This is a genomic window from Rhodobacter flavimaris (assembly GCF_021378075.1).
Classification (GTDB): domain Bacteria; phylum Pseudomonadota; class Alphaproteobacteria; order Rhodobacterales; family Rhodobacteraceae; genus Rhodobacter; species Rhodobacter flavimaris.
Map to the genome: position 1 here is coordinate 275,350 of NZ_JAJUOS010000003.1, position 25,217 is coordinate 300,566.

The following is a 25,217-nucleotide window of genomic DNA, read 5'->3' on the forward strand; positions in this document are numbered from 1 at the left end:
ACCCCATCAAACCAGGACGTGCGATGTAACGGCCGCCATCAGGTGACCGCACGCAAGTCTATATTTTTAATGGTTTTTCAGAATTTTCCGGCATCTAGGAAGCGAAAGCAGCGCCGCGCCGAACAATTAGTTCCCATTCCGAGAACAATAAGTCGGCGCACACAAAAGCTGTCGGATCGGTCAGGAATCAGCCAGTTCCAGACCAATTGCGGCAAAGCCAAGGCAAGCGCATGGCCTTAGAAACTTTCGAGAAGAAGCTGCGCGTTGATATGCTCTCTGCGCAAGGCTCAAGCCCGAAATTGGCTTAGCCTTCCGGCGCAGTTCACGGCAGGGTTTCACGACCAAAGGCCGAAATTCGTCGGCTCCCGCAGCCGACGCGCGGCTTCGGGAGCACAGATCGATCAGAACCGCAGTTGCAGAAGCGAACGCAGCGTCATTGCCTCAAGCGTATCGTCTCCGCCAAAGCCGTCATAGCGCAGCGAGACCTCGCCACTCCAATCCGCACCCGGCAGCGTGCGCGCGCCGATCTCGACAGCGCCCGCCACTTCGTTGCGATCCTCAGAAGAGGTCGAGGTGGTGCGCGTCCAGTTCAACTCGGGCTCGACGAAAACCGCCCACCCGGACCCGGTTTGCGAGATCGGGTATTCCCACTCGGTCGAAGCCGATAGGCGCGTGCGCTTGCTCACACCGTTCGGAACCTCGGTCGCACCCTCCGGGCCGCTGATGCTAAAGGCATCCATCGATTCCCGCAGGTGCTGCAGCTTGAGCAGAGGCGTCAGCACGGCTTCACCGGCCTGATACTTCCCGTAAAGCGACACGGTCGAGTAGAAGCGCGAGGTATCGAACTCGCCCGTGTAGATGTCGCCCTGACCGAACACATCAAGCGCCGCGTCGTTGGACGATTGCCCCCAGGAAAGGCGCGCGCTCATGAACAGGTTGCGCGACAATTCGGTCGAGAGATAGGGGCCGAACAGCCAGCCCTTGCCCGAGATGTCGAACGCATCGGCTGCGGTCTCATCCGAGCTGTCGAACTGCGCCATAAGGCCAAGCGACAGCCGCTCGCTCGCCAGGAAGTCCGCACCGAAGGAGATCAGGCCGAATTCGCCATCACGCGTGCCATAGCTGCCGCTTTCATCCTCGTAGACCGACCAGATACCTTCGCTCCAGACATACCAGTCGCGATCTTCCGAGACGTTGCTGGCGCTGAACCGGACGCCAGAGGTTTCCGACGGCGTGATCGAGAAGCGCGGATTGTTCTCGGCATTGCGCCGACGATCGAGCAGGTAGGCGCTCGGCTCGTTCGCCATGAGGCGTTCGATGCGCCGCTCGATGAACTGCTCGGTCGCCTCGCCGAAGGCCTGTTGGGCGATGCCATCGTCGAACTTGGCCGGGGCTACGGTAATCACCACGGTATCGGGCGCCGAGTCATTGCCCTGATCATCCGAGACGATCAACTGAAAGGTCAGCTCCGCCACCGGATCGTTCATCGCGACATCCGGCGCGGTAAAGCCGGGCTGTGCGGTGGAGGCCGAGCTGAGCGTGACCGTCGGCCCTCCGGTCTGGGTCCAGGCATAACTCAGCGGATCGTTCTCGGGATCGCTGGAGCCCCTGCCGTCGAGCAGAACACCTGCGCCCGACTCCACAAACTGGTCATCCCCCGCATTCGCCGTCGGCGCTGTGTTCGCGGGCGGATTGACCGTCACCGTCACGCTCGACGCCGTCGAGTAGGCGTAGCCATCGTAGACAACCAGTTCGAACACCAGATCCTCGGCGCTGTCGGACCACATCAGAACCGGCGCCGTGAAGCTCGGCGTCGTCGTGTCCGCACCGCTCAGGCTGACCGTCGTCCCGCTCGCCTGCGTCCACGTATAGCTCAGCGTTTGGCCGACGTCAGGATCGCTCCCCCCGCCACTCAGGTTGACCGAAGCCCCCGAAGCGACCGACTGGCTCGTCCCCGCGCTGGCTGTGGGAACCGTGTTCGCGGGAGGGTTCACCGTCACCGTCACACTCGCCTCGGACGAAAACTCGCCATCGCTCACCGTCAGTTTGAACACCAGCGTCGCGGGGCTGTCCGACCACAGAAGCGTCGGCGCCGTGAAGCTCGGCGTCGCCGTAGTCGCGCCGCTCAGACTGACGGTCGTGCCGCTCGTCTGTGTCCAGCTGTAGCTCAGCGTGTCATCCTCGGGGTCGCTCGAACCGCTGCCGTTCAAGCCGCTCGAAGCGCCCGAGGCCACCGAGAAATCGGTCCCCGCATCCGCCGTCGGCGCCGTGTTCGGACGCGCCGGCGGGTTCACCGTCACCGTCACGCTCGCCTCGGACGAAAACTCGCCATCGCTCACCGTCAGTTTGAACACCAGCGTCGCGGGGCTGTCCGACCACAGAAGCGTCGGCGCCGTGAAGCTCGGCGTCGCCGTAGTCGCGCCGCTCAGACTGACACTCGTGCCGCTCGTCTGTGTCCAGCTGTAGCTCAGCGTGTCATCCTCGGGGTCGCTCGAACCGCTGCCGTTCAAGCCGCTCGAAGCGCCCGAGGCCACCGAGAAATCGGTCCCCGCATTCGCCGTCGGCGCCGTGTTCACAGGGGGAGGCGCAGCGGCACGCGTGAGCGTTACCGGAGCAACCGCCGAGGGAATCGAAAATAGACCGCTTGCGGATACCGTCGCTGCGGCCTGGATCTGATAGGATGCATCCGGACTAGCAGGCGCCGTCCAAGCCGTCGTACAGGTTGCGTTCAGCACGCCGTTATGTCCATTGGGGACAGTGAGGTTCACTGAACAAGTCGGGGCGGGCAGAACGCTCGGCGTACTGCTGGTTTGAATATTGATCGTGATCGGGGTTGGGCACTTACCGCCGGGTCCACTCCCATCGGATTTCACCTGATATGCCATAGCGAATTCGAGCGGTATCGACGGGCTGCCCCCAGCATAGGGGTATTCGTTACCGCTGGGCGTACTGATCGTAAGCGACTTGCTGCTGACCGTACATTCGGCCAATGCCGCGCCGGCATAGCCCAATGCAAAGGCAAGCCCCGCGACAATGGGAACCGCCCGACGCGCCATATGCAGCAGGTTATCTCTCGACGCAGAGTCACCAATAATCCACTTAAAATTCATATGCCCTGAACCTCAGGCCGAACAATTCGGCTTGGCAGAGTAAATGGTTAACAAATTATTAACGCAATGACTCGTTGCTTGGCGCCACTCGAGCCTTGCGAGTGAGACAGCGCCGCCACGAAGGAAGGCCATTCAAGGGGGGTGTTGGCGCTCAAACGCCTCGGCCGAACCAACCCTGCCCAACCGATCCTCAGCACGCTCCGACCTAACGGCATCACGACAGAAAGCAGCTGCCGTGAAAGCCTGCGGGCCGCATTTTCCTTCAAAGGACCGACCTTGCTGAACCCCGTCAACAGCCACCAAGCCTTCGCGATGCGAACACGCATCAGCGCTGCAAGAGCGCAGCATCGCAGGCCGCCACTGACAGAGCAGCCAACGCGATCATAGACCATCTACGCATATAAATATTTCATTATTGTTTACTATTAAACACTTACAAATTTTTTCAATTTTTGGAACTCACCTTGCATCTACATCTTGCATCGACGCGACCCATGACACGGAGCCACGCCAATGATGCAAGACGCCGACACCGCCGACACTCTGCCCTTTCTGGATGTCGCCAATCCCGCCTTTTCGATCCGCTCACAAGCCGTTCTGGACGCCCGCGACGCATCATGGTGCGCCCGCACGCCCTATGGCCTTGCGGTGCTGCGCTATGACGATGTGCAAAAGCTGCTGCGTCACCCGAAACTGCGGCAGGGCTCGTATCGCTGGCCGGCCCATAACGGCGTCACCGGCGTCTTTGCCCGCTGGTGGGAGGCGATGCTGCTCAGCCAGGAGGGCGACACCCATGCCCGTCTCCGCCGCATGGCCAACCCGGCCTTCTCGCCCAAGCTCATCGGCTCTCTGATCCCCAAGTTTCAGGCGCTGGCCAACCAGCTGATCGACAAGTTCGCCGACAAGGGCGAGTGCGACTTCATCGCCGACTTTACCGAACCCTACGCAACCGGCGTCATATGCGACCTACTGGGGCTTCCGTTCGAGCGTTGGCGCGAACTGGCGGACATCGCCGCCGAGATGGGCCTAGCGCTCGGTGTGACCTTCAAGCAGGACCTGCCCACGATCGAGGCCGCCACCAAGCGCATTTTCGCATTCGCCGAAGACCTCGTGGAAACTCGCCGCGCAGCGCCGACCGAGGACTTCATCGGGATGCTTATCAAAGCCAACGAGGACAAGGCGCAGCTTTCCGATCAGGAACTGCTCGACATGATCGTGCTGGCGATCTTTGGCGGCATCGACACCACCCGCAACCAGATCGGCCTTGCGATGGCCACCTTCATCGAGAACCCCGAGCAGTGGAAACTTCTGGGCGAGCAACCCGAGCTTGCCCGCGCGGCGGTGGAAGAGGTGATGCGCGTGCGCCCGACCGTGACCTGGGTCACGCGCGAGGCGGTCGAGGACTTCACCTACAACGACACGCCGATCGCCAAGGGCACCACGGTTCACCTGTTCTCGCAATCGGCCACCTCCGACCCCAAGATCTTCCCCAACCCGGGCTTCGACATCACCGCCGAGCGCAAGCCGCATTTCGGCTTTGGTGGCGGCACGCATCACTGCCTGGGCCATTTCATTGCCCGCGGCGACATGACCGAGGCGCTGAAACTGCTCGCGCAGCGCCTCAAGAACCCGCGCTTCAACGGCGAGGTCGAGTGGCTGCCCGACAGCGGCAACACCGGCGCGATCAAGATGCCGATCGCCTTCGACGCCGCCTGAAATCCAAGAAAAACATCAAGGATACCAAGATGAAAGTTCACGTCGATATGTCGATCTGCCTGCTTCACGGCCAATGCGTGATCGCAGCACCCGAAGTCTTTTCCTTCGATGACGCGGGTGGCCTGGTCTGGGTCACCGAGATCGATGACAGCCAAGTGGCCGATGCCGAAGCAGCCTCGGACGCCTGCCCCGAGCAAGCAATCATCCTCGGCTGAGCGCGATGGCGGACCCTCGGATCACCATCGTCGGGGCGTCGCTTGCGGGCCTGCGCACGGCCGAAGCGGTGCTGGCGGAGTTGCCGCAGGCCCGCATCATGCTGGTCGGCGACGAGCCGCACGCCCCCTACAACCGCCCGCCACTGTCAAAAGACAGCATGGAGGCCCTTGCAGGCGGCCAGGCGCCGCGCGCCGAGGTGTTCGAAAAGCTCCTGCTGCGTTCCAAGATCATGCCCGGGCAGATCGAGATGCGCCTTGGCGTTGCGGCTGCGGGGATCGAGAGTGGCAATGTGCGACTGGAAGATGGCGCGCTGCTCCGCTCGGACTTCGTGGTGGCGGCTACCGGCATCCGGCCCCGTCGCATGCCGATGCAGGGCGCGGCAGACCGCCGGCACGTCCTGCGCAGCTTCGACGATGCCGAGGCCTTGGCCCAAGCAATGCGGCCGGGCGCGCAGATGGTGGTGATCGGCGCGGGCTTTATCGGCTGTGAGATCGCCGCGACCGCGCGCAAACTGGGCCTGCATGTCACCGTGGTCGAGCCCGCCCCGCAGCCGATGCTGCGCGCGCTTGGGCACCGTGTTGCGGCAGCCATGGCGGCCTTGCATCGCCGCCATGGCGTGACGCTGCTTACCGGGCGCTCGGTCGAGACGTTTGAGGCCGAGCGGGTAATCCTTGATGACGGCAAGGCGCTTGAGGCCGATGTGATCGTCGAGGCGCTCGGCTCGCGCCCCAATACCGAATGGCTCGCCGCCAGCGGCGCCGATCTGAGCGACGGCGTGCTGGTTGATGACCGCATGCAGGCGATAGGCGCGCAGAACCTGCTGGCCGTGGGCGATCTTGCCCGCTTTGCCAACCCGCTTTTTGACGACCTGCCCCGGCGGGTCGAGCATTGGTGCGTGCCGGGCCAGACCGCCAAGCGCGCCGCCGCAACCATCGCGGCGCGCGTCTCGGGCGGAGCCCCCGCGCCCGATTTCGCGCCGATGCCCAGCTTTTGGTCGGACCAATACGGGATGCGGGTGCAGGCCTTCGGCGCCCCCGCCCTGGCCGAGACGCAGACCGTCGTCGAGGGAGACCTGACCCAGATCGGGGTGGCCCCCATCGTCGTCGAATATGCAAGGGGCGATCACCTCGTGGGGGTCATCGGCCTTGGCGCCCCGCCCGCCCTTATCGCCCGATACCGCGCACGTCTGATGGACGCGCTCTGTGCCCCTGTCACCGCCTGAGGATATGATGAGCAACCCCCTGACCACTGCCCTCGAACAGTTCGACGCCGAGATCGTTCATGTCGGCCAGTTCGACTACGCCAGCGTGTTTCGCGAACGCCGCCTGCGGCGCACCCAGTTCCTTGAATGGGCGACCGACGCGCGTTTCGCCAACGTGCTGGCCTATTGGGACAGCGCCGACAACCTCTTTGGCGGGACGTCCTATTACACCGAGACGGTCGAGATCGACCCCGCCTCGATCCGGCGCAACCCAACCGAACCGGGCGCGGTCACCATGATCGCCGAACTGTCGGGCGAGGCGAAAGAACTGATGCCCCGCCAGTTGCTGCGCCGCCAGATCGAGCGCGCCTCCACTATGGGTTTCAGCGTCGATGCGGCCTTCGAGTTCGAATTGATCGTGCTTGATGAATCCGACACCTCGGTGCGCGACAAGGGGTTCGAGGGCCTCGCGAAATTTGCCCCGGATAACAAATGCTGGTCCGGCGCGACCGCCAATACCCATGCCGGTTTCATCGCCGGGATGGAGGCAGAAATCCTTGGCCATGATGTAAACCTTTACGGGCTTGGCGTCGAGCTTGGGCCGGGCTGCCTTGAGGCCACGCTTGGCGCGACCGAGGGGCTGCGCGCGGCGGATGATGCGGCCTTCTTCCGGATGGCTGCGCGCTCTTACGCCCGCAAGCACGGAAAGACCGCCAGCTTCATGCCCTATCTGGGCGCGGAATATCCCGGCATCGGCGGGCATTGCACCGTTTCGCTGCGCGACAAGGCGACCGGCAAGAACCTGTTCTCGGACCCCGAGGGCAAGACCTCGGCGCTGGCCGGGTCGTTCATCGCGGGAATGATGCAGATCGTGCCAGAGGCCTTTGCCATGTGCACCTCGACGGTCAATGCCTATCGCCGCCTTGCGCCGGGCTCCTGGGCGCCGAAATCGCTGACCTGGGCGGAATATCCCTTCACCGTCGCGGTCCGCTCGGCCCCCCACGCAGGCGATCGCGCACGGCTCGAATTCCGCGTCCCGCCTGCCGATTGCAACCCTTACCTCACGCTCGCGCTGATGTTGGGGGCAGGCCTCGACGGGATCGAACGCAAGCTGGCCACCCCTGCCCCGACCACCGCCGCACACCCCGATTTCGTGCCCGAGGGCGCCGCGCGCTTCCCGCGTGATCTGGCCGAGGCCGCCGACCGCCTGGAGGCCAGCGCCGATGCCGCCCGGATTTTCGGGGCCGCCTTCACCAGGAATTTCGCGGCAGCCTGCCGCGCCGAATACGCCAGCCTCTCCAAGGCGGTCAGCGCGGAAGAGCGCGCCCGCTACCTCGAAGGCTGAGCAGACAGAATAACAGGGAGACGTAAATGAGCACCACCGATACCGACTACCACCGCGAACTTGACGCCCCCGGCCGCGCCGAGATGGTCGAGCGCGCGCGCCGCAAGATCGACGCGCTTGGGGTGGATTACATCTACTACCAATACGTCTCGATCACCGGTCGCGTCATGGGCAAGGCCGCGCCCGCCCGCCATTGGGAGACCCAGGCCCGCAAGGGTGTTCAGACCTGGATGGGCGGCGTGACCAACGTGTTGCCCGACTTCAAGGGCAACCTGATCGGTTTTGACAGCAACGCGATGGAATGCATCGCCCTGCCCGATCCCGACACCTTCTGCCAGCTTCCTTGGGACAAGCGCGTGGCCCGTGTCTTCTGCACGCTGTTCTACAGCCTCGAAGACCCGAATTTCCCGGGCCAATACTACGAGTACGACACCCGCGGGAACCTCAAGCGCTTTGACCGCGAGTTCCGCGAGGCGCATAACGGGCTGCACCTGCGCGTGGGCCTTGAGCCCGAGATGCTCTGGCTTAAGCCCAAGGCGGGCGAGGTACGCCCCTATGAGGGCGTGACGGAGGCGCTGGCCTATCACATCGGCCAGTTCGAAAGCGCGCGCGACATCTGGATGCAGGTCTCGGATTATGCCCGCGCCATGGGTCTCGACATGATCCAGGGCGATTGCGAGGACGCACCGGGCCAGATCGAGCTGAACTACCAGTTCGACGACGCCCTGCCGACCTGCGACCGGATGACGACCTACCGCCAGATCTGCGCCGAAGTGGCGCGCCAGCGCGGGTTGATTGCGTGCTTCATGGCCAAGCCCTTCATGGGGTACGCCGCGAATGGCTGCCACCATAACTGCTCGGTCTGGACGGGTGGTTCGCGTGAATTGCAGCAGATCATCCCGGGCGAACTGCCCGGCATGGAAGAGCTGTGGCACTACTCGAAGGGCGGCGTAAACGAGTTCGAGAACAAGGAAGGCGGCTGGCTGCCGACCGAACTTGGGCATCACGTTCTGGGCGGCTCGCTCAAGCATATCGACGCGCTGACCTGCCTTGGCGCCTCGACGGTCAACTCGTATCGCCGCTTCAACGACTACGGACTTTGGGCGCCGATCGGGGCGAACTGGGGCTTGCAGAACCGCTCCTGCACGATCCGCATCTCGTCGCCCGACCGGTTCGAGTTCCGCGCGGTGGACAGCATGGTCAACCCGCACCTGTTCTGCGGCGCGCTCCTGAAGGCGATGGATGACGGCATCCGCAACAAGATCGACCCCGGCGCACCCGAGTCGCGCAATGTCACCGAGGTCTGGCAGAAGGGCGAGCCGGTCAAACTCATCCCGCTCAATTTGCGCGATGCACTGACCGCTTTGGAAAAGGACGAGGTCATCCGGTCGGCACTTCCGGGCAGGCTCTACAACGTCTTCGACGAATACAAGCAAGACGAGTGGACACGCTTCCTGCGCGAGGTCACCAATTGGGATGTGGAACGCTACCTCCATTGCGTGCCGTAATCGGAGCCACCCCAATCAGGAGCGCGAACGTATGATCGACAAAGCCACACCCGAGATCGAAATGGTGGACATTCTCAGCCGCGACGGGCGCATCGTGTCGGTCGGCGCGGCCGAGCTCGGGTGCCTTGGCTTGCCCGAGGATCAGGTGGTCGATGCGCCGTGGTCCGCGATCTACCCGCTGGCCGCGCGCGAACGGATCGAAGAGCTGTTCGCCGCGGCCTCGGCGGGGCCGCATGTCGTGGCGCTCGAACTGCGTCAGGGCTCGGGCGCGCTGGTGCCGGTGACGGCGATCGCGATGCGGCTGGTCGATCCGGTCGCGGGCGCCTGCCTGCGCCTTGTCAAATGGCCGCGCGGGGGCACGCTTGATGACCTCGCGCGGCTCAGCGAAGAGAAAGAGGTGCTATCCTCGATCCTTGAAACCTCGGACGATGCGGGCTGGTGCATGGAGTGGGCCGAGCCCGTGGACCTTTCCGCCCCCGAGCAGGAAATCATCCGTCAGGTCTTCGAGAACGGCCCGCGCTGGCGGTTTTGTAACGATGCGATGGCGCGCCTTTACCGCACCCCCGAGGGCAAGGATTTCAACGCCCTGCCGGTGCATGAAACCTTCCCCCGCAGCCCCGAGAACGAGGCCTTCATCCGCCGCCTCGTGCGCGCCAGTTTCGACGTCAACGCCTCGCCCTCGCGCGATCTGCGCTATGATGGCGTCTATATCGAGGTCGAGAATGACGTGCGCGGCCATATCCGGGGCAACCTGCTCTACCGGATGTGGGGCACGGTTCGTGATGTCTCGAAACACGCCCGCCGCGCCGCCGTTCTGCGCGAGGAGATCGACGCGCTCGAGGCCATCCTGGGCGCGCTGCCCGACGCGCTTGTGATCACCGACCGCGACGGTCACCTGCTGCGTATCAACAGCGCCGCCGAGGAACTGCTGGACCTCTCGCCCGAGGAACTGCCGGGCCGCGCCTTCACCGACCTGATCGAACTGCCCCTGCCCCTGCCCGAGTTGTTCGCCGCCGCCGCCAACCGCAAACCCGGCCACCCAAGCCGCGTCTATCCGGCCCGTGTGCTCAACCCCGAGCGCCGGGCGCGCGCCGATCTGACTGCCCGCCTCGTGCAGTTGCGCGACGCCGAATACCTCGTGCTGTGCCTGCGCACGCGCCTTGGGCCGGTGACCGTGGGCGAAGGGCCCGACCGTATCAGGGTCGGGGGTTAGGGATGGGAATGCGCGCCATGACCCGTGACAACCCCGACCTGCCCGGCCTGACCGAGGCCCTCGACGCCCTTGCCGACGGGCTTATCGTGCTGGACCCGGACCAGCGCATCACCTTTGCCAACCGCGACGCGGGCGCCATCGCTGGGATCAACCCCGCGCAAATGGCGGGCATGAGCTTTGCCGAGTTCAACGCGGCCTCCTCCATGAACTGGGCATTGCTGGCCGAGATGCTGGAGGCCGGGCGCACTGGCAACCTGATGCTGCGCGGCGAGGCCGTGGGCGCGGTCTTCGTCACACTGCGCCGGATTTCGGCCATGGGCCCAGAGTCGGGCCATGTGATTACCCTGCGCGATCTGGCGGTGCTGGACCACGCACGCCGTCAGGCCTCGGGCAACCGCGACGCGGTGGCCTTCAACAGCGGGACCGAGCGCCGCCTGCGCCCGGATTTCGCGCGTCAGCGCGCGATCTCGCCCTGGCTCGACCGGATGATGTCGCGCGGCGAGCGGGCGCTTTTGCAGGGCGCGCGGGTCATCATCACCGGCGAATCCGGCGTCGGCAAAACCGAGATCGCCCGCCACCTGCATTCCTTCGTGGCCAATGGCGCCGACCCGTTCATCGCCGTGAACTGTGCCGCCATCCCTGAAAGCCTCTTTGAGTCCGAGCTGTTCGGCTATGAGAAGGGCGCCTTCACCGGCGCCTCGACCGAGGGCAAGAAGGGCCTGATCGAGGCGGCCGAAGGCGGCACGCTTTTCCTTGACGAGATCGGCGAGATCCCCCTGCCCTTGCAGGCCAAGCTGCTCTCGTTCCTCGAAGAGGGCACCATCCTGCGCATCGGCGGAACCCGCCCCCGGCGTGTCAATGTGCGCGTCATCTCGGCCACCAACCGCGACCTGCTGGAAATGGCCGAGGAACGCCGCTTCCGTGCAGACCTCTATTACCGGCTTGCGGTGGTGAACATGCCGATGAAGCCGCTGCGCGATGTGCCCGAATTGCTCGATCACCTGATCGACCGCTTTCTGGTCGCGATCAACCAGCGCCGATCAGTGCCCTTGGTGCTGAGCGACGATCTGCGCACGCGCCTGAGGGCCTATCGCTACCCGGGCAATATCCGCGAGCTTTGGAACCTTATGCAGCAGATCTCGGTCCTGGGCGATGACGAAGAGGAACTGCCCCGCCGCCTCATGGCCGTGCGCCTTGATGGCCGCCCGGAGCGCGACGATGCGACCCCGGCCGCAGCGCCCGAAGAGGCCGCAGCAGATGGCCGGGGCCTGCGAGAAGCCCTCGCGGAATACGAATTGCGGATCATCGAAGAGGCGATCCGTATCCACGGCAGCAAGCGCAAAGCCGCTGCCGCGCTTGGTGTCGATATCGGCACCATCTCACGAAAAACCCGAAAAGAGCCCTAACAGGCCAAGCGAACCAACAGGAGAGACAACGCAATGCGAAAGACCATTCTGACGACCACCGCTCTCGGCGCACTGCTTCTCGGGGCGGCCCCCGTGCTAGCCGAAGGATCGATCAACGTGCTGACCTGGGAAGGCTATGCCGACCCCTCCTTCATCTCGACCTTCGAGGAGCAGTCGGGCTGCAAGGTCAACGCGACCTATGTCGGCTCGAACGACGACTTCGCGCCGAAGATGATGGCGGGCGGCGGGGTTTATGACCTCATCACCCCCTCGATCGACACCACCAAGCTGATGATCGACCTCGATTTCGTCGAGCCGCTCGACACGGCGATGATCGAGGGCTGGAACGACATCTACCCCAAGTTCCTTGCGCTCGACGGCATCCAGAAAGATGGCGAATATTACGGGATGCCCTATAGCTGGGGCGCCATCGCCTTCATGTATCGCGACGACGCCTTCACCACGCCGCCCACCTCGATCAGCGACCTGTGGCGCGAGGATCTGAAGGGCAAGATCTCGCTTTGGGACGACAAGAGCGCGATCTATGTTGCCGCGCGCAAGAATGGCGACATGGACATCTACAATCTGAGCGACGAGCAGATCGCCGCCGCGCAGGCCGCGCTGGTCGAACAAAAGCCGCTGATCCGCAAATACTGGGCGACGGCGGGCGAGCTGGTCGATCTCTACAAGGCAGGTGAGGTGGTGATCTCGAACACTTGGGCCGGCTACCAGTCCTCGCTGCTGGCCGCCGAGGGCGTCAAGGTCACCGAGTTCATCCCGACCGAGGGCGCCGAGGGCTGGCTTGACAGCTGGATGGTTGTCAAGGACACGCCGAACAAGGAATGCGCCTACAAGTTCCTTAACATGCAGCTGAGCGAGTTGGGCCAGTGCGGCGTGGCCAATGTGAACGGCTATTCGGCGGCCAATGCCTCGGCCGCGAAAAGCTGCATGACGCCCGAGCAGTTCGCCGCCCTGCACCAGGACGATCCGACCTATCTGGACAGCCTGCTGATCTGGACCCCGCTTGGCGACCGGTTCGAGACCTATACGAACGCCTGGAACGCCGTGAAGGCGCAATAACAACAGACGCTTGCGGCGCCGCGCATCCGTGCGGCGCCGAACCGACGACATGCAAGCGGATCGCCAGGGAGGGGCCCCGTTTGCTGGAGCATTCAGGGAACAAGGCGACATGGCCGCAATTATTGAGCTGGAGAACATCTCCAAACACTACAGCCCCACCATCATCGGCGTGGATGACGTCTCGGTCACCGTCGAGGATGGCGAGTTCGTGACCCTGCTTGGCCCCTCGGGCTGCGGGAAATCCACCCTTCTGCGCATGATCGGCGGCTTTGAGGAGCCGACCGGCGGCGCGATCCGGCTGGCCGGAAAGGACGTCACCTGGGATCCGCCCTACAAGCGCGAGGTCAACATGGTCTTTCAGGACTATGCGCTTTTCCCGCATATGACCGTCGGGCAGAACGTGGCATATGGCCTCAAGACGCTGAAACTCAACCGCGCCGAGGTCGCAGATCGCGTCAAGGACGCGCTCTCGCTGGTGGGGCTTTACGACAAGGTCGATCAGCGCCCGCAACAGCTTTCGGGCGGTCAGCGCCAGCGCATCGCGCTGGCCCGCGCCATCGTGCGTCGCCCCAAGGTGCTGCTGCTGGACGAGCCGCTCTCGGCGCTCGATGCCAAGCTGCGCGAGCAGATGCAGATCGAACTCAAGCACCTGCACGAAAAGGTCGGGATCACCTTCATCATGGTAACCCATGACCAGACCGAGGCGCTGGTGATGTCCGATCGCGTGGTGGTGATGGAGCGCGGTAAGATCGCCCAGCAGGGCAAGCCGCAAGACCTCTACGATCACCCGGCCAGCCCCTATGTAGCGAACTTCATCGGCACGACGACCTTCCTGCCCGGTAAGGTGTCGAAATGCACGGGCGGCAAGGTCACCGTGGCCACCGGCGGTGCCATGTTCGAGGCAGAGACCGATCATAGCTACTCCCCCGGCAAGGTCGTGACCGTGGGCCTGCGCCCCGAGAAGGTGCGCTTCCTGGCCGAGGGTGAGACCGCAGCCAACACCATCACCGGCAAGATCGCCGAGGTGATCTATTACGGCCTTGGGCTGCGCATCGCGGTCACCCTGTCCGACGGGGCGACCGTCTATGCCGACATGCTGCTGCCCGACCGGCTGTCGCACAGCAAGCTGCCCGAGATCGGCACGCCGACCCGCATCGCGATCGAGCCCCATAACGTCTTCGTCTTCGAGGGGAACGTCGCGCCATGAACCTGATCCGCCGCAATCTTCCCGGTGCGCTGGTGGTGGGCATCCCGGTCCTGTGGATCGCACTGTTTATGCTGCTGCCCTATGGCATCATCGTCACCTATTCCTTCTGGCTGAAGAAATACCCGACCTTCGTGCCGGCCTTCCAGTTCGGCAATTACGTCACGATCTTCACCGATCCGCAGTATCTTCAGGTCTTTCTGAGGACGCTGAAGATCTCGATCCTGGTGTCGATCGCCTCGTTCCTGCTGGCCTATCCCTTCGCCTATTACCTGGTGTTTCGCTGCCGCTCGGCGGCGCTGCGCACTTGGCTTTACATGGCGGTAATCGCGCCCCTGTGGGTCAGCTACCTGCTGCGCGCCTATATCTGGAAGACGATCCTCGGGACCGAGGGGGTGCTGAACTCGTTCCTGATCTCGGTCGGTATCATCGACCAGCCCTCGGACATATTCCTTTATAACCAGTTCGCGATGGTGGTGACGCTGACCTATATCTTCATCCCCTTCATGGTGATGCCGATCTATACCGCGCTGGAAAAGATCCCGGTGAACCTGAGCGAGGCCTCGGCCGATCTGGGCATGGGGCCGTGGCGCAGCTTCTGGCATGTCACGCTGCCCCTGTCGCTGCCCGGGGTAGCCGCAGGCTTCACGCTGACCTTTTGTCTGTCGTTTGGCGACTTCATCGCGCCCTTCCTGGTGGGCGGGCCGGACGGCAACCTGATCGCCAACGTGATCGCCACGCAGTTCGGCGCGGCGCTCAACTGGCCGCTTGGCTCGGCGCTGGCCATCGTAATGCTGGTCGTGGTGCTTACGATCGTTTCGCTCTCCGACCGGATGGAGCGCAAGGGCATGGTGGGAGGCCACTGAGATGACACGCAAGAACCCCAACCTGTTCGCGCGCTATGGGGCCGATACCGGCTTCATGACCTTCGTCGCGGTGCTGATGGCCTTCCTCTACATCCCGATCTGGGTACTGATCGCGTTTTCGTTCAACGACTCGCGCTCGCTCACCTGGCCGATGACGGGCTTTACGTTCGAGTGGTATCGCAAGCTCGCGTCGAACACCGACCTGCTGGCCGCCATCGGCAACAGCTTTTACGTGGCCACATTCGCCACGGTGCTGACGCTGCTGGTGGGCGTTCCGGCGGCGCTGGTGCTGCACAAGTTCAACTTCCCCGGCAAGTCGATCTTTCGCCGGCTGATCTTGCTACCGATCACCCTGCCCGGCATCGTGACCGGTATCTCGATGCTGAACATGTTCAAGCTGATGGGTTTCCCGCTCAGCCTTGAAACGGTAATCTTCGGCCATGCCACGGCGCTTCTGGGAGTCGTGGTGACGCAGGTCTACGCGCGCCTGCAACGGCTGCCGAAATCGCTTGAGGAAGCGGCCTTCGACCTGGGCGCAACCCCCTGGCGCAGTTTCGTCGACATCACGCTGCCCAATATCCGCTCGGCCATCATCGGGGCGGGGCTGCTCAGCTTCGTTCTCAGCTTCGACGAGATCCCGGTGACCTTCTTCCTGACCGGGCGCGACAACACCCTACCGATGTACATCTACTCGACCATGCGGCGCGGGGTGACGCCCGAGATCAACGCGGTCGGCACGATCATCGTGCTGCTCTCGCTCATCCTCATCATCGTTGCGGTCGTCGCGACCCGCGAACGCAAGAAATAGAACCGGAGGTATCCCATGACCGTGACTTTCTTGGACTGGCAGGCCCGCGCCGCGGCACTAACGCCCGAAACCCGGATGTTCATCGACGGCAAGTTCGTGGAGGCCGCCTCGGGCGCGAAGTTCGAAACCCTCAACCCGGCGACGGGCGAGGTGATCGCCGCCGTCGCGCGCGGCGGTGCCGAAGACGTTGACCGCGCCGTCACGGCGGCCCGGCGCGCCTTCCGTTCGGGCGTGTGGTCGCGCATGGCGCCCTCGGACCGCATGGCCGTCATGCGCCGCTTCGCCGACCTGATCGAGGAGCATGCCGAGGATTTTGCCCTGCTCGACACTCTCGACATGGGCAAGCCGATCTCGGACATGTTCAACATCGACATCCCCGGCTCGCTGATGACGATCCGGTTCTTCGCGGAGACCATCGACAAGATGGACGGCGTCGTGACCGCGACCAATGCCGACGCGCTGCATTACATCCTGCGCCAGCCGCTTGGCGTCTGCGGCCTCGTCGTGCCGTGGAACTACCCGCTGATGATGGCCGCGTGGAAGCTTGCCCCGGCGCTCTCCTGCGGCAACTCGGTCGTGCTGAAACCGGCTGAACAGTCGCCCCTGTCGGCACTACTGCTGGCGCGGCTCTTTTCCGAGGCGGGCGGACCGGATGGGGTCTTTAACGTGGTCACCGGCCTTGGCGAGGAAACCGGCAAGCCACTGGCGCTACATATGGACGTGGACAAGATCGGCTTCACCGGCTCGGGCGAGGTCGGCAAGCTCATGCTGATCTATGCGGGCCAGTCGAACATGAAGCGCGTCACTACCGAATGCGGCGGCAAGTCCCCGCAGATCGTGCTCGCGGATTGCGAAGACCTGGCCAAGGCCGCGACCACCGGCGTTGCGGGCATCTTCGGCAATCAGGGCGAGGTCTGCTCGGCCGGGTCGCGCATCCTGGTCGAGCGCGCGATCTATGACGACTACGTCGCGCTGTTCACCGAGGCCGCCAAGACCATGCACCAGCCAGGCAACCCGCTCGACCCCGACACGACGATGGGGCCTCTGGTGACGCCCGAACAGCAATCGCGCGTGCTGAGCTACATCGACATCGGCAAGAAGGAAGGCGCGCAGCTTGCCTTCGGCGGCGGGGTTCCCGCCAGCCTGAATGCCGGTTGCTACGTCGAGCCGACGCTGTTCACCGGCGTCTCCAACAAGATGCGCATCGCGCAGGAGGAGATCTTTGGCCCCGTCGCCTCGATCATCCCGGTGGACAACCTCGACCACGCGATCGAGACAGCCAACGACACGATCTACGGCCTCGCCGCCGCAATCTGGACCTCAAACGTGAAAAGCGCGCACCGCTTTGCCCGCGACATCGAGGCCGGTATCGTCTGGGTCAACGCCTACGAAGCGGGCGATGCCACGACGCCCTGGGGCGGCTTCAAGCAGTCCGGCAATGGCCGCGACAAATGCCTTGAGGCGCTGACGCAATACACCCAGACCAAATCGGTCTGGATCGAGATGAGCTGACACGACAGCCGGGGCGCGAGGGAATTCGCGCCCCGCATCGACCCAAAGGACTGACATGAGATTTTGCATACTTGAGGCCGACCGCCCCGCCGAGGCCTTCCAACCCGATCACGGCACCTATGCGGGCATGTTCATGCGCTGGCTCGGACCGCACTTGCCCGAGGCCGACTTCTCCAATGTCTTTGTGGCCGGCGGCGAAGCCCTGCCCCAGCCCGCTGATTTCGACGCCTACCTGATCACCGGCTCGCGCGCCGGCGCCTATGAGGGCCACAACTGGATCGCCCCCTTCGAGGCCTTCCTGCGCAAGGTCCGCGCGGAACGCATTCCCCTTGTCGGCGTCTGCTTCGGGCATCAGATCATGGCACAGGCCTTTGACGGGGTTGTGCGCAAATCGGATGATGGCTGGGTCATTGGACGGCAGGAACACAGCCTGACCCCCGAAGGCGCGGACCTCTTCGGCCCCTCGGCCCTATCGGCCCTGTCCTTCCATCAGGATCAGGTTATCGAACTGCCACCGGGCGCGCGGCACCTTCTGTCGAACGCCGCCTCGCCCAATGGCGGGCTGGTTTATGACGATTTCCCCGCCATGTCGCTGCAATTCCACCCCGAGTTCCAGCCCGCCTATATCCGCGACCTGCTTGTGGCCGCCAGCGGCATCCGCGTGCCCGCCCCGCTGGCCGAAACAGCGATGGCCTCGCTGGACGACCCGCTGGAGCCTGACCGCATCGCGCAGGGTGTCGCGCGCTTCTTCCGCAGCCACGCCAGGGTCGCTCCATGAAGCTTCGTCAGGAAGTCGCGCTGCGCCAGCAGCTCGGGCTCCGGCTCAATCAAGAACTCGCGCGCGCGATCGGCTTCCTTGAGCTATCGAATATCGACCTTGCCCAAAGCCTGCGCGAAATCGCTCAGGACAACCCCTGGCTGCGCCTTCAGATGCCGCGCGGCGGGATCGAGGGCGCGCCGGAAACCGCCGCCGATGGCCCGACCCTGATCGAGCACGTCCTGACCTGCATCCCCGGCCTGGTCGCGCGCCCCGAGGACCGCCGCATCGCCGTCGCCCTGACCGAGGCCCTCGATCAAACCGGGTTCCTGACCGAGACCGTCGAACAGGTTGCCCTGCGGCTCGATCAGCCCCCGAGCCGGTTCGAGAGCGTGCTCGCCGCGCTGCAACAGATCGAACCGCGCGGGCTCTTTGCGCGGTCCCTCTCGGAATGCCTTGCTCTGCAACTTGCCGCCGAAGGGCCAGTTCCCCCCGCGCTGCGGCGGGTACTCGAGGCCCTGCCGAGCCTGACCGAGGGCGGCGCATCGGCCCTGGCCCGGGCAACCGGCCTGCCCCTGCCCGAGGTTCAGCAGGCGCTGGCCACGTTGCGCGATCTCGATCCACGCCCGGCCGCGGCCTTCGCCACCGCCCCTACACGCATCCGCGTCGCCGACCTTATCTTTGAGCCGGTGGGCGAGGCTTGGCACGTCCGTCTCAATCCCGAGACTCTGCCGATCCTTTCCCTGCATGATCTGGGCGCTACGCCCGCACGCGGTTCGATACTGTCGCAGGCACGGGTCGCGGCACGCGCTCTGGTGCGCGCGCTCGACCGACGCAACCGGGCGCTGCTGGCGGTCGGTGAGGTGCTGGCGCAGGAGCAGGCCGAGTTCCTGTCGCGTGGGCCGATCGCGTTGCGCGCCCTGACGATGCGCGCGGTGGCCGAACGGGTGGGCCTGCACGAAAGTTCGGTCAGTCGGCTGATCAATTCGGCCTCGGCCAATACGCCGCGCGGCACACTGGCCCTGCGGAAGTTCTTTGCCCGCTCGGTCCGGCGCCATCCGGAAAGTCCTAGCAACTCGGGGCCCGCCGTTCAGGCGCGCTTGACCGAACTTATCGCGAAAGAAGACCCCCGGAAGCCGCTGAGCGACGAGGCTCTGGCGCGTCAATTGGGAGCGGAGGGGATCACCGCGTCACGGCGCGTGGTGGCGAACTGGCGGGTGAAGGCAGGCATCGCAAACCGGAGCAAGCGCAGGTGCCGACAGTAACCCAAGGGTTCTCCGCGGTGGCCACGAATATCGCAAAGTCGATGAATTGCAGTGCATCTGGCCCAATTCAGCCGCCTTTTAGCCGTATTTTCGACAAAATTCTTGCCCGAGCGCGTCGATTGGCACTTACTGGGGTGACATTTAGATTTCTGGCTGGATGCATTGCCACTGCGTCAAGCCAATTGAACTGATTACCGCTTGCCGGGGGGGCAGTGCTAAAGTGTTCCAACGCCTCATATCCGCCGTGCTCGCCGGCGCATTCATCATCGTAGCATCGTCTCTTCCGGGCGAAGCTGGAATAGCAACCGCAGTCGCCGTGCAAGACGGCGCCAAGTTGAAGAACGTGACCGGGACAGTCGCCTTGTCCACCGGAATGTCGCTTGAGCAGGGTGATGAGATCGTCACTGACGCCAAGGGGCAAGTCCAACTTGTCTTTGCCGACGAGACGCGCATCGCGATCGGGAACAATTCTCGTCTCAAGATCGATCAGGTCTTGATGCGCAATTCCAAGAGCGCAAGCAGCCTTGCGGTCACGGCCGTGTCAGGCAGTTTCCGTTTCATCACCGGCAAAAGCGAAAAGGCAGCCTACAAGATCGCCACTCCGACGGCGACGATGGGCATTCGCGGCACGATTTTCGATCTGGCGATCGATCCTAGACGGCAAACCGCGCTCGCCCTGCATGACGGAGAGGTCAAGATGTGTGGCTCCGGGGCTAGCTGCGCCGAGGTTGCCAGTGGCTGCACCCTCGTAAGGACCGGCGGCGGTGGAGTCGCAGAGCTGACCTCGCAAAAAGAGGCAAACCAGACATTGCGCAGCGGCTTTCCCTTCGTGTTGGCGCAACAGACACTTAGGCAAGACTTCCGCACCAATGTTCAGGCATGTGACCGGCACCTGATCGTGGCAATGAACGAGGTGCCGCCCAAAGCGCAGCCGCCGGTTGCCCCGCCTGTACCGGAACCCGAGCCCGAGCCCGAGCCCGAAGTCGAAACGCCCACAGATTTCCCGGGCAACAGCGGCAGCACCGGCCCTAGCGAAGGGCGTGGCAACGATGTCAGCAATGGCCAGAGCGGCACCGGCACCGGCAAAGGCCAGGGTGGCGCGAAGAAAGAATAACGGCTGATCGCATCAGCTCGGTGGAGAGCCAGAATGACGGGCCGACGGCAGGTTTCAAACATCTTCCGCGCCTTCCTGATCATCGGCTTCTCACTGGTTTCGCTGGGAACGGCGGTGCGCATTGTTGACCCGGAGCCTTTGCGCATCATCCGCCTAGCCTATTTCGATCAGTTGCAGCGCGCGGCCCCCCGGAAGTTTCCTGAGCTTCCGGTCCGCGTCGTCGATATTGACGACCGCGCGCTGGCGGAGTTTGGCCAGTGGCCTTGGCCGCGCAATCTTGTAGCTGATCTGACCGCGCGGCTGCTGCAGATGGGCGCGGCCTCTGTTGCATACGATGTCCTCTTTTCCGAGCCGGACCGCTATTCCCCCGCCCGTCTCGCACAGCACCCCGCGATTGCAGTGGCGCTGAAAGATCCAGCTTCGCTAAGCTCGCTTGACAATGATGCCCTTTTGGCTGCGACGATCGAAGGCAATCCGGTCGTTCTCGGGATCGCCTCTGCGCAAGAGGATCGCGGTAACAATCTTGCCCCGAAATCTGGCCTCGTCGAAATCGGCGATGCGCCGACGCGGGGGCTCTATTCTCTGCCGCAGACAACGCGCCTCGCGCCACCGCTTTATGAAGCCGCGGCGGGAATTGGCGGCGTGAACGTCGCACCGGGTCAATCCACCGGTGTGGTGCGCGAAGTCCCCCTGTTCTGGCAAACGCCGGGCGGGGTGATGCCCGGGCTGGCAGTGGAGGCATTGCGCCTTGCATTGGGAGAGTCCACCTATCTTCTGACAGGCGTGCCCGGGGTTCCGGGGGCGCTCGAAAGCGTCGGGCTTGGTCCATTCGACATTCCGACCGGCCCTGAAGGGCAGTTCTGGGTGCACTATCGCCGAGACGATCCGCGCCTATATATCTCTGCCGCAGACATACTTTCGGACGAGACGGGAGGGTCGGCAGGCGCCGCAGTGGAAGGCGCGATCGTCCTAGTGGGCACCTCGTCTGCCGGACTGCTTGATATTCGGACAACGGCCTTGGGTGAAACCGTCCCCGGGGTTTCAATCCATGCGCAGATCATCGAACAAATCCTGTCGGGTGATGCGCTTCGGCGTACCGATTTCACAGCCGGCCTTGAGATCATAGCGTTCATCGTGCTTGGTATCGTGATGACTTCGCTCATGACACAGGCAGGTGCCGTGACTACCGTCGTATCGGGGTTGTTCGTGGGCGCCTCGATCGTTGCGATCAGCGCGCTCAGTTACATGCGCGCAGGCATCCTGTTCGACGCGACCTTTCCCCTGTTGGGCGGGGCTGCGAATTTCTTCCTGCTCTTGGCCTACCAGTTCATCGCGGTGGATCGCGACAAGCGCCGCATACGCCGCTCCTTCTCGCATTACGTGGCCCCGGAGGTGCTGAGCGACATCGAGAAAGGAGGGCACCAGCTGGAACTCGGCGGCATCACCAAGGAGGTCACCGTTCTTTTCAGCGATATCCGGGGCTTCACCCCCCTGAGCGAGAAGCTTTCGGCAACTGATCTGGTCGAGCTGCTGAACGACCTGTTCACCAATCTCGGCGCAGAGATCCTGCGCGAGCGCGGAACGCTCGACAAGTTCATTGGCGATGCCGTGATGGCATTCTGGAACGCGCCGCTGGAGGTAGAGGACCATGCCCTTCACGCCGCCCGCGCCGCGCTGCAGATGCGCCAGAGCCTTGCTGCTTTCAATGCCCGCTCGCAGGCCGCCGGGCGGCCGCCCATCGCCATCGCGATGGGTTTTGCCACCGGTATCGTTTGCGTAGGCAACATCGGCTCGCGCGACCGCTTCAACTACACCGCCATCGGTGAGGCCGTGAACACGGCCGCACGGATCGAGGCAAGCTGCCGACGGATCGGCTATGACATCGTTACCACCCAACACTCGGTCGAGATGATGGCGGGAAGGATTGCCACGCTTCCCGCCGGGCGCCTTGAACTCAAGGGCATCAGCGAACGCGAGGCGCTTTGCATTGTGATCGGAGACGAGAAGCTTGCACGATCCGAGGTCTTCGCCGAACTTCGCGAGCATCACACGCGCCTGATCAAAGCCCTCGTCTTGGACGATGAGGTGCCTGCGGCCCTAGACGCGTGCAGGCACCTGATTTCCCAGATCGAGCCTGGCCTTGCGGGCTTTTACGACGCGCTGCGAGATCGGCGCGCGGATTTCCTCTAGCCGTTCAGCTTAGAAGATACCAAGCCGCTGCCATGCCAAGATAGGTGATCTGGTGCAGCGCCTGATCAAGTCCGAGCGCGTGCCAATACTCGGGCATGTCGGGCTTGAAGCCGTAATGCTCACCCACAGCGCTTTTTGCCCAGTCGATATGGTAGTGCACGATGAACTCGGCCAGCAGGATCATCGCGACAAAGGCCCCGCCGATACCAAGCAAGGCAAAGGACAGCGCCGTTCCCGCAAGATGGATCAGCACATGCGTCGCGCGCCCGGCATGAAAGTAGCGGTTGCGGCCCGACAGCATGAACTGGTTTTGCAGGTAGAAATCCGCGACAAGGTGCTTGGCCTGCAACAACAGCACCAGAGCCAGAACATCCACGGCGCCGATCACCATGCGCCCCTCCGCGCCAACCTGTTCTGCACGAAAACCACGACCACCTCACAACCCTGCCAGCTAGATTCAACCTAAACGCAACTGCACGCGAATTACAAAGACTTATGCGCGAACGCAGGCGCGCATACCGGCCTGCACAGTTTGCGATATTTTCCCTAGCCCACTGCCCATTAGATCATCGCCCGAAGAAGACATCGTTGCCGAGCAAACTTGCGGCACGGCGCCCCGCAAATCACGAACTGCCCGAACAAACGGCAAAGTTCGGCGCACGCCGTCAAATATGCTCAAAATCATTACAGTTTCCCGCGCCCACTGCCGGGTTGTCACAAAGCCCCGTGGCATTTCTTGACAGTGCGAAGGGCACATATTCCGCTAGGTCAGTACAAGATCACTACCCCCGGAAGCGAGGACACGAAGATGGTTGCGATGGAGCGAAGCGTCGGTTTTCAAAGCCGGTCCCCCGTCGAGCAATATCTTCACGACCTTCTTGCGCAGATCGCCACGAACACCGAAGGCACGGTCGCCGATTACATCCCCGAGCTCGCGAAGGCCAACCCCGAGCATCTGGCCGTCGTCGTGGTGACCGTGGACGGCAAGGTCTATTCGGCGGGCGACGCCGATGTGCCCTTTACGATCCAGTCGGTCTCGAAACCCTTCATGTTCGGCTATGCGCTGCAAGAATACGGACTCGAGACAGTATTGAAGAAAGTCGGTGTCGAGCCGACAGGCGATCCCTTCAACTCGATCGTGCTCGACGATGTGAACAACCGCCCCTTCAACCCGATGGTGAACGCGGGCGCCATCGCCATGTCGGAACTGCTGCGGGGCGAAAACCACGCGGAGCGCGAAGCCACCCAGATGGATTTCTTTAGCCGCTTCGCCGGGCGCAAGCTGACCATGGACCAGACGGTCTACCAATCCGAAAGCGATACCGGGCACCGCAACCGCGCGATCGCCTACATGATGCTCAACTCGGGCATGATCAACGGCCCGACCGAAGAGGTACTCGATCTCTATTTCCGGCAGTGCTCAATCCTTGTCACCGCACGCGATCTTGCCGTAATGGCGGCGACTCTGGCAGCACATGGGCGCAACGTGATTACCGGTGAGCAGGTGATCTCGCCCGGCAACGTGCGCGACGTGCTTTCGGTTATGGCGACCTGCGGGATGTATGACTACGCCGGCCAGTGGATGTTCGACGTGGGCCTGCCTGCGAAAAGCGGGGTCTCCGGCGGCATCATTGCCGTGCTGCCCGGTCAATTGGGGATCGCGGTCTACTCACCGCGCCTTGACAGCGTGGGCAACTCGGTGCGCGGGATCGAGGTGTGCAAGCGTTTCACCCGCGATTTCAGCCTACATGCCTATGTGGACCGCACCGACACGCGCGCGGTCGTACGCCGGATGTATCATGGCGACGAGGTCACTTCGAACCGCGTCCGCAGCCAGTCCGAAATCCAGGTGCTTTATCAGGCCGGCAAGAACATTTCAGTCGTCGAGGCACAGGGGCCGCTGCATTTCGGCACAGCCGAGCGATTGCTGCGGCAAGCAAGCAAGGTCGCGACAAGCAGCGACACGCTGATCATCGATTTCCGCCGCGTGGCCTATGCCGACCGCGCCGCGCGCATGTTGCTGCGCCAGTTCGTGACCGAGCGCTCCGCAACCGGCTGCAAGGTGGTCTTCACCGAGGTCTGCGCCAATGACAACCTGCGCGGCTTCGAAGGCGCGTTCGCCGAAGAGGTCGCCTCGGGGCAGCTTGCCTTCGTTTCCGATCTCGATCACGCGCTGGAAGCGGCCGAGAACGCCCTTCTGGAGCGCCACGGCCTGAACCATCGGGAGGAAAAGCTCAAGCTCTCGGAGCTGGAACTTTTCCAGGGCCTGTCGCGCGAAGAGATTGCCGCGCTAGAGCCTCTGATCCTGTCCTTCAACTTCAAGGAAGGGCAGACGATCCTGAAGGTCGGCGACGAAGGGCGGCTGATTTTCATCGTCGCGCGGGGCTCAGTCAGCATTCATCTTGGCGAACCAAGCGACCTCGCGCGGCGCATCGCCTCGGTCGGGCCGGGGCAGAGCTTTGGCGAGATGGCGCTGCTGGACGGCGGGCGGCGCTCTGCAAACGCCTGCGCCGATACGCCTGTGCTCGCCTATGCCTTCGACGTCGAGGAAGTGCGAAAACTTGCCCAGACCCGCCCGCGGATCATGGAGGTGATGCTGGCAAACATGGTTCGCTCGCTCTCGAACCGGCTGCGGGCTGCCAACGATCAGATCAAGGCCCTGGAGTGATCCAGGCGGGCGCAAACGCTTCCTATGATCGCCGACCG

19 protein-coding genes are annotated in these 25,217 nt (G+C 63.5%); 17 read left to right on the forward strand and 2 right to left on the reverse strand.

Annotated features, from left to right (window positions below):
* Window positions 1-401 precede the first annotated feature (401 nt).
* Window positions 402-2,576 (reverse strand): PKD domain-containing protein, encoded by a 2,175-nt coding sequence (locus LZA78_RS17840; protein ID WP_233676040.1) that lies wholly within the window; start codon window positions 2,574-2,576, stop codon window positions 402-404.
* A gap of 1,047 nt (window positions 2,577-3,623) precedes the next feature.
* On the opposite strand from LZA78_RS17840, the gene LZA78_RS06100 reads away from it, so the two are divergent.
* The 16 genes from LZA78_RS06100 (at window position 3,624) to LZA78_RS06175 (ending at window position 22,511) form a co-directional block, all read left to right on the forward strand.
* A complete protein-coding gene (locus LZA78_RS06100) occupies window positions 3,624-4,826 on the forward strand; it encodes a cytochrome P450 (RefSeq protein WP_233676041.1) in 1,203 nt (400 codons plus the stop codon).
* A gap of 29 nt (window positions 4,827-4,855) precedes the next feature.
* The gene (locus LZA78_RS06105) at window positions 4,856-5,041 is read left to right on the forward strand and encodes a ferredoxin (protein ID WP_233676042.1); all 186 of its coding nucleotides are present in this window, start codon (window positions 4,856-4,858) and stop codon (window positions 5,039-5,041) included.
* Window positions 5,042-5,046: 5 nt separating this feature from the next.
* Window positions 5,047-6,264 carry an NAD(P)/FAD-dependent oxidoreductase gene (locus LZA78_RS06110; protein ID WP_233676043.1) on the forward strand — a complete coding sequence of 406 codons (1,218 nt, stop codon included), beginning with the start codon at window positions 5,047-5,049 and terminating at the stop codon, window positions 6,262-6,264.
* A 7-nt stretch (window positions 6,265-6,271) separates the two neighbouring features.
* On the forward strand, window positions 6,272-7,588 hold the full coding sequence (locus tag LZA78_RS06115; RefSeq protein WP_233676044.1) for a type I glutamate--ammonia ligase: 1,317 nt from the start codon (window positions 6,272-6,274) through the stop codon (window positions 7,586-7,588).
* 26 nt (window positions 7,589-7,614) lie between these two features.
* Window positions 7,615-9,096, forward strand: a complete 1,482-nt coding sequence (locus LZA78_RS06120; protein ID WP_233676045.1) for a glutamine synthetase family protein — start codon at window positions 7,615-7,617, stop codon at window positions 9,094-9,096.
* Between the two features lie 31 nt (window positions 9,097-9,127).
* Window positions 9,128-10,309, forward strand: a complete 1,182-nt coding sequence (locus LZA78_RS06125; protein WP_233676046.1) for a PAS domain-containing protein — start codon at window positions 9,128-9,130, stop codon at window positions 10,307-10,309.
* Between the two features lie 17 nt (window positions 10,310-10,326).
* Complete coding sequence (locus tag LZA78_RS06130) at window positions 10,327-11,715, forward strand: sigma-54 interaction domain-containing protein (RefSeq protein ID WP_233676047.1); 1,389 nt, start codon at window positions 10,327-10,329, stop codon at window positions 11,713-11,715.
* Window positions 11,716-11,748: 33 nt separating this feature from the next.
* Window positions 11,749-12,795, forward strand: a complete 1,047-nt coding sequence (locus LZA78_RS06135) for an ABC transporter substrate-binding protein (RefSeq protein ID WP_233676048.1) — start codon at window positions 11,749-11,751, stop codon at window positions 12,793-12,795.
* A gap of 109 nt (window positions 12,796-12,904) precedes the next feature.
* Entirely contained in the window at window positions 12,905-14,002 is a 1,098-nt protein-coding gene (locus tag LZA78_RS06140) for an ABC transporter ATP-binding protein (RefSeq protein WP_233676049.1), read from the forward strand.
* Window positions 13,999-14,865 (forward strand): ABC transporter permease, encoded by an 867-nt coding sequence (locus LZA78_RS06145; RefSeq protein ID WP_233676050.1) that lies wholly within the window; start codon window positions 13,999-14,001, stop codon window positions 14,863-14,865. The genes LZA78_RS06140 and LZA78_RS06145 overlap by 4 nt, the downstream gene beginning before the upstream one ends.
* Before the next feature lies 1 nt (window position 14,866).
* Window positions 14,867-15,673, forward strand: a complete 807-nt coding sequence (locus tag LZA78_RS06150; RefSeq protein ID WP_233676051.1) for an ABC transporter permease — start codon at window positions 14,867-14,869, stop codon at window positions 15,671-15,673.
* Between the two features lie 15 nt (window positions 15,674-15,688).
* Window positions 15,689-17,185 (forward strand): aldehyde dehydrogenase, encoded by a 1,497-nt coding sequence (locus LZA78_RS06155; RefSeq protein ID WP_233676052.1) that lies wholly within the window; start codon window positions 15,689-15,691, stop codon window positions 17,183-17,185.
* Between the two features lie 55 nt (window positions 17,186-17,240).
* On the forward strand, window positions 17,241-17,963 hold the full coding sequence (locus LZA78_RS06160) for a type 1 glutamine amidotransferase (RefSeq protein WP_233676053.1): 723 nt from the start codon (window positions 17,241-17,243) through the stop codon (window positions 17,961-17,963).
* Window positions 17,960-19,207 (forward strand): RNA polymerase factor sigma-54, encoded by a 1,248-nt coding sequence (locus LZA78_RS06165; RefSeq protein WP_233676054.1) that lies wholly within the window; start codon window positions 17,960-17,962, stop codon window positions 19,205-19,207. Before LZA78_RS06160 ends, LZA78_RS06165 begins: the two co-directional genes overlap by 4 nt.
* A gap of 220 nt (window positions 19,208-19,427) precedes the next feature.
* Entirely contained in the window at window positions 19,428-20,321 is an 894-nt protein-coding gene (locus tag LZA78_RS06170) for a FecR family protein (RefSeq protein WP_233676055.1), read from the forward strand.
* A gap of 33 nt (window positions 20,322-20,354) precedes the next feature.
* Entirely contained in the window at window positions 20,355-22,511 is a 2,157-nt protein-coding gene (locus LZA78_RS06175; protein ID WP_233676056.1) for a CHASE2 domain-containing protein, read from the forward strand.
* A 4-nt stretch (window positions 22,512-22,515) separates the two neighbouring features.
* Here the strand turns inward: LZA78_RS06175 and LZA78_RS06180 are convergent, their stop codons facing one another.
* Window positions 22,516-22,902 carry a DUF3307 domain-containing protein gene (locus LZA78_RS06180; protein WP_233676057.1) on the reverse strand — a complete coding sequence of 129 codons (387 nt, stop codon included), beginning with the start codon at window positions 22,900-22,902 and terminating at the stop codon, window positions 22,516-22,518.
* A 417-nt stretch (window positions 22,903-23,319) separates the two neighbouring features.
* Between LZA78_RS06180 and glsA the strand changes: the two genes are divergently transcribed.
* The gene (gene glsA / locus LZA78_RS06185; protein WP_233676058.1) at window positions 23,320-25,179 is read left to right on the forward strand and encodes a glutaminase A; all 1,860 of its coding nucleotides are present in this window, start codon (window positions 23,320-23,322) and stop codon (window positions 25,177-25,179) included.
* Window positions 25,180-25,217: the final 38 nt, after the last annotated feature.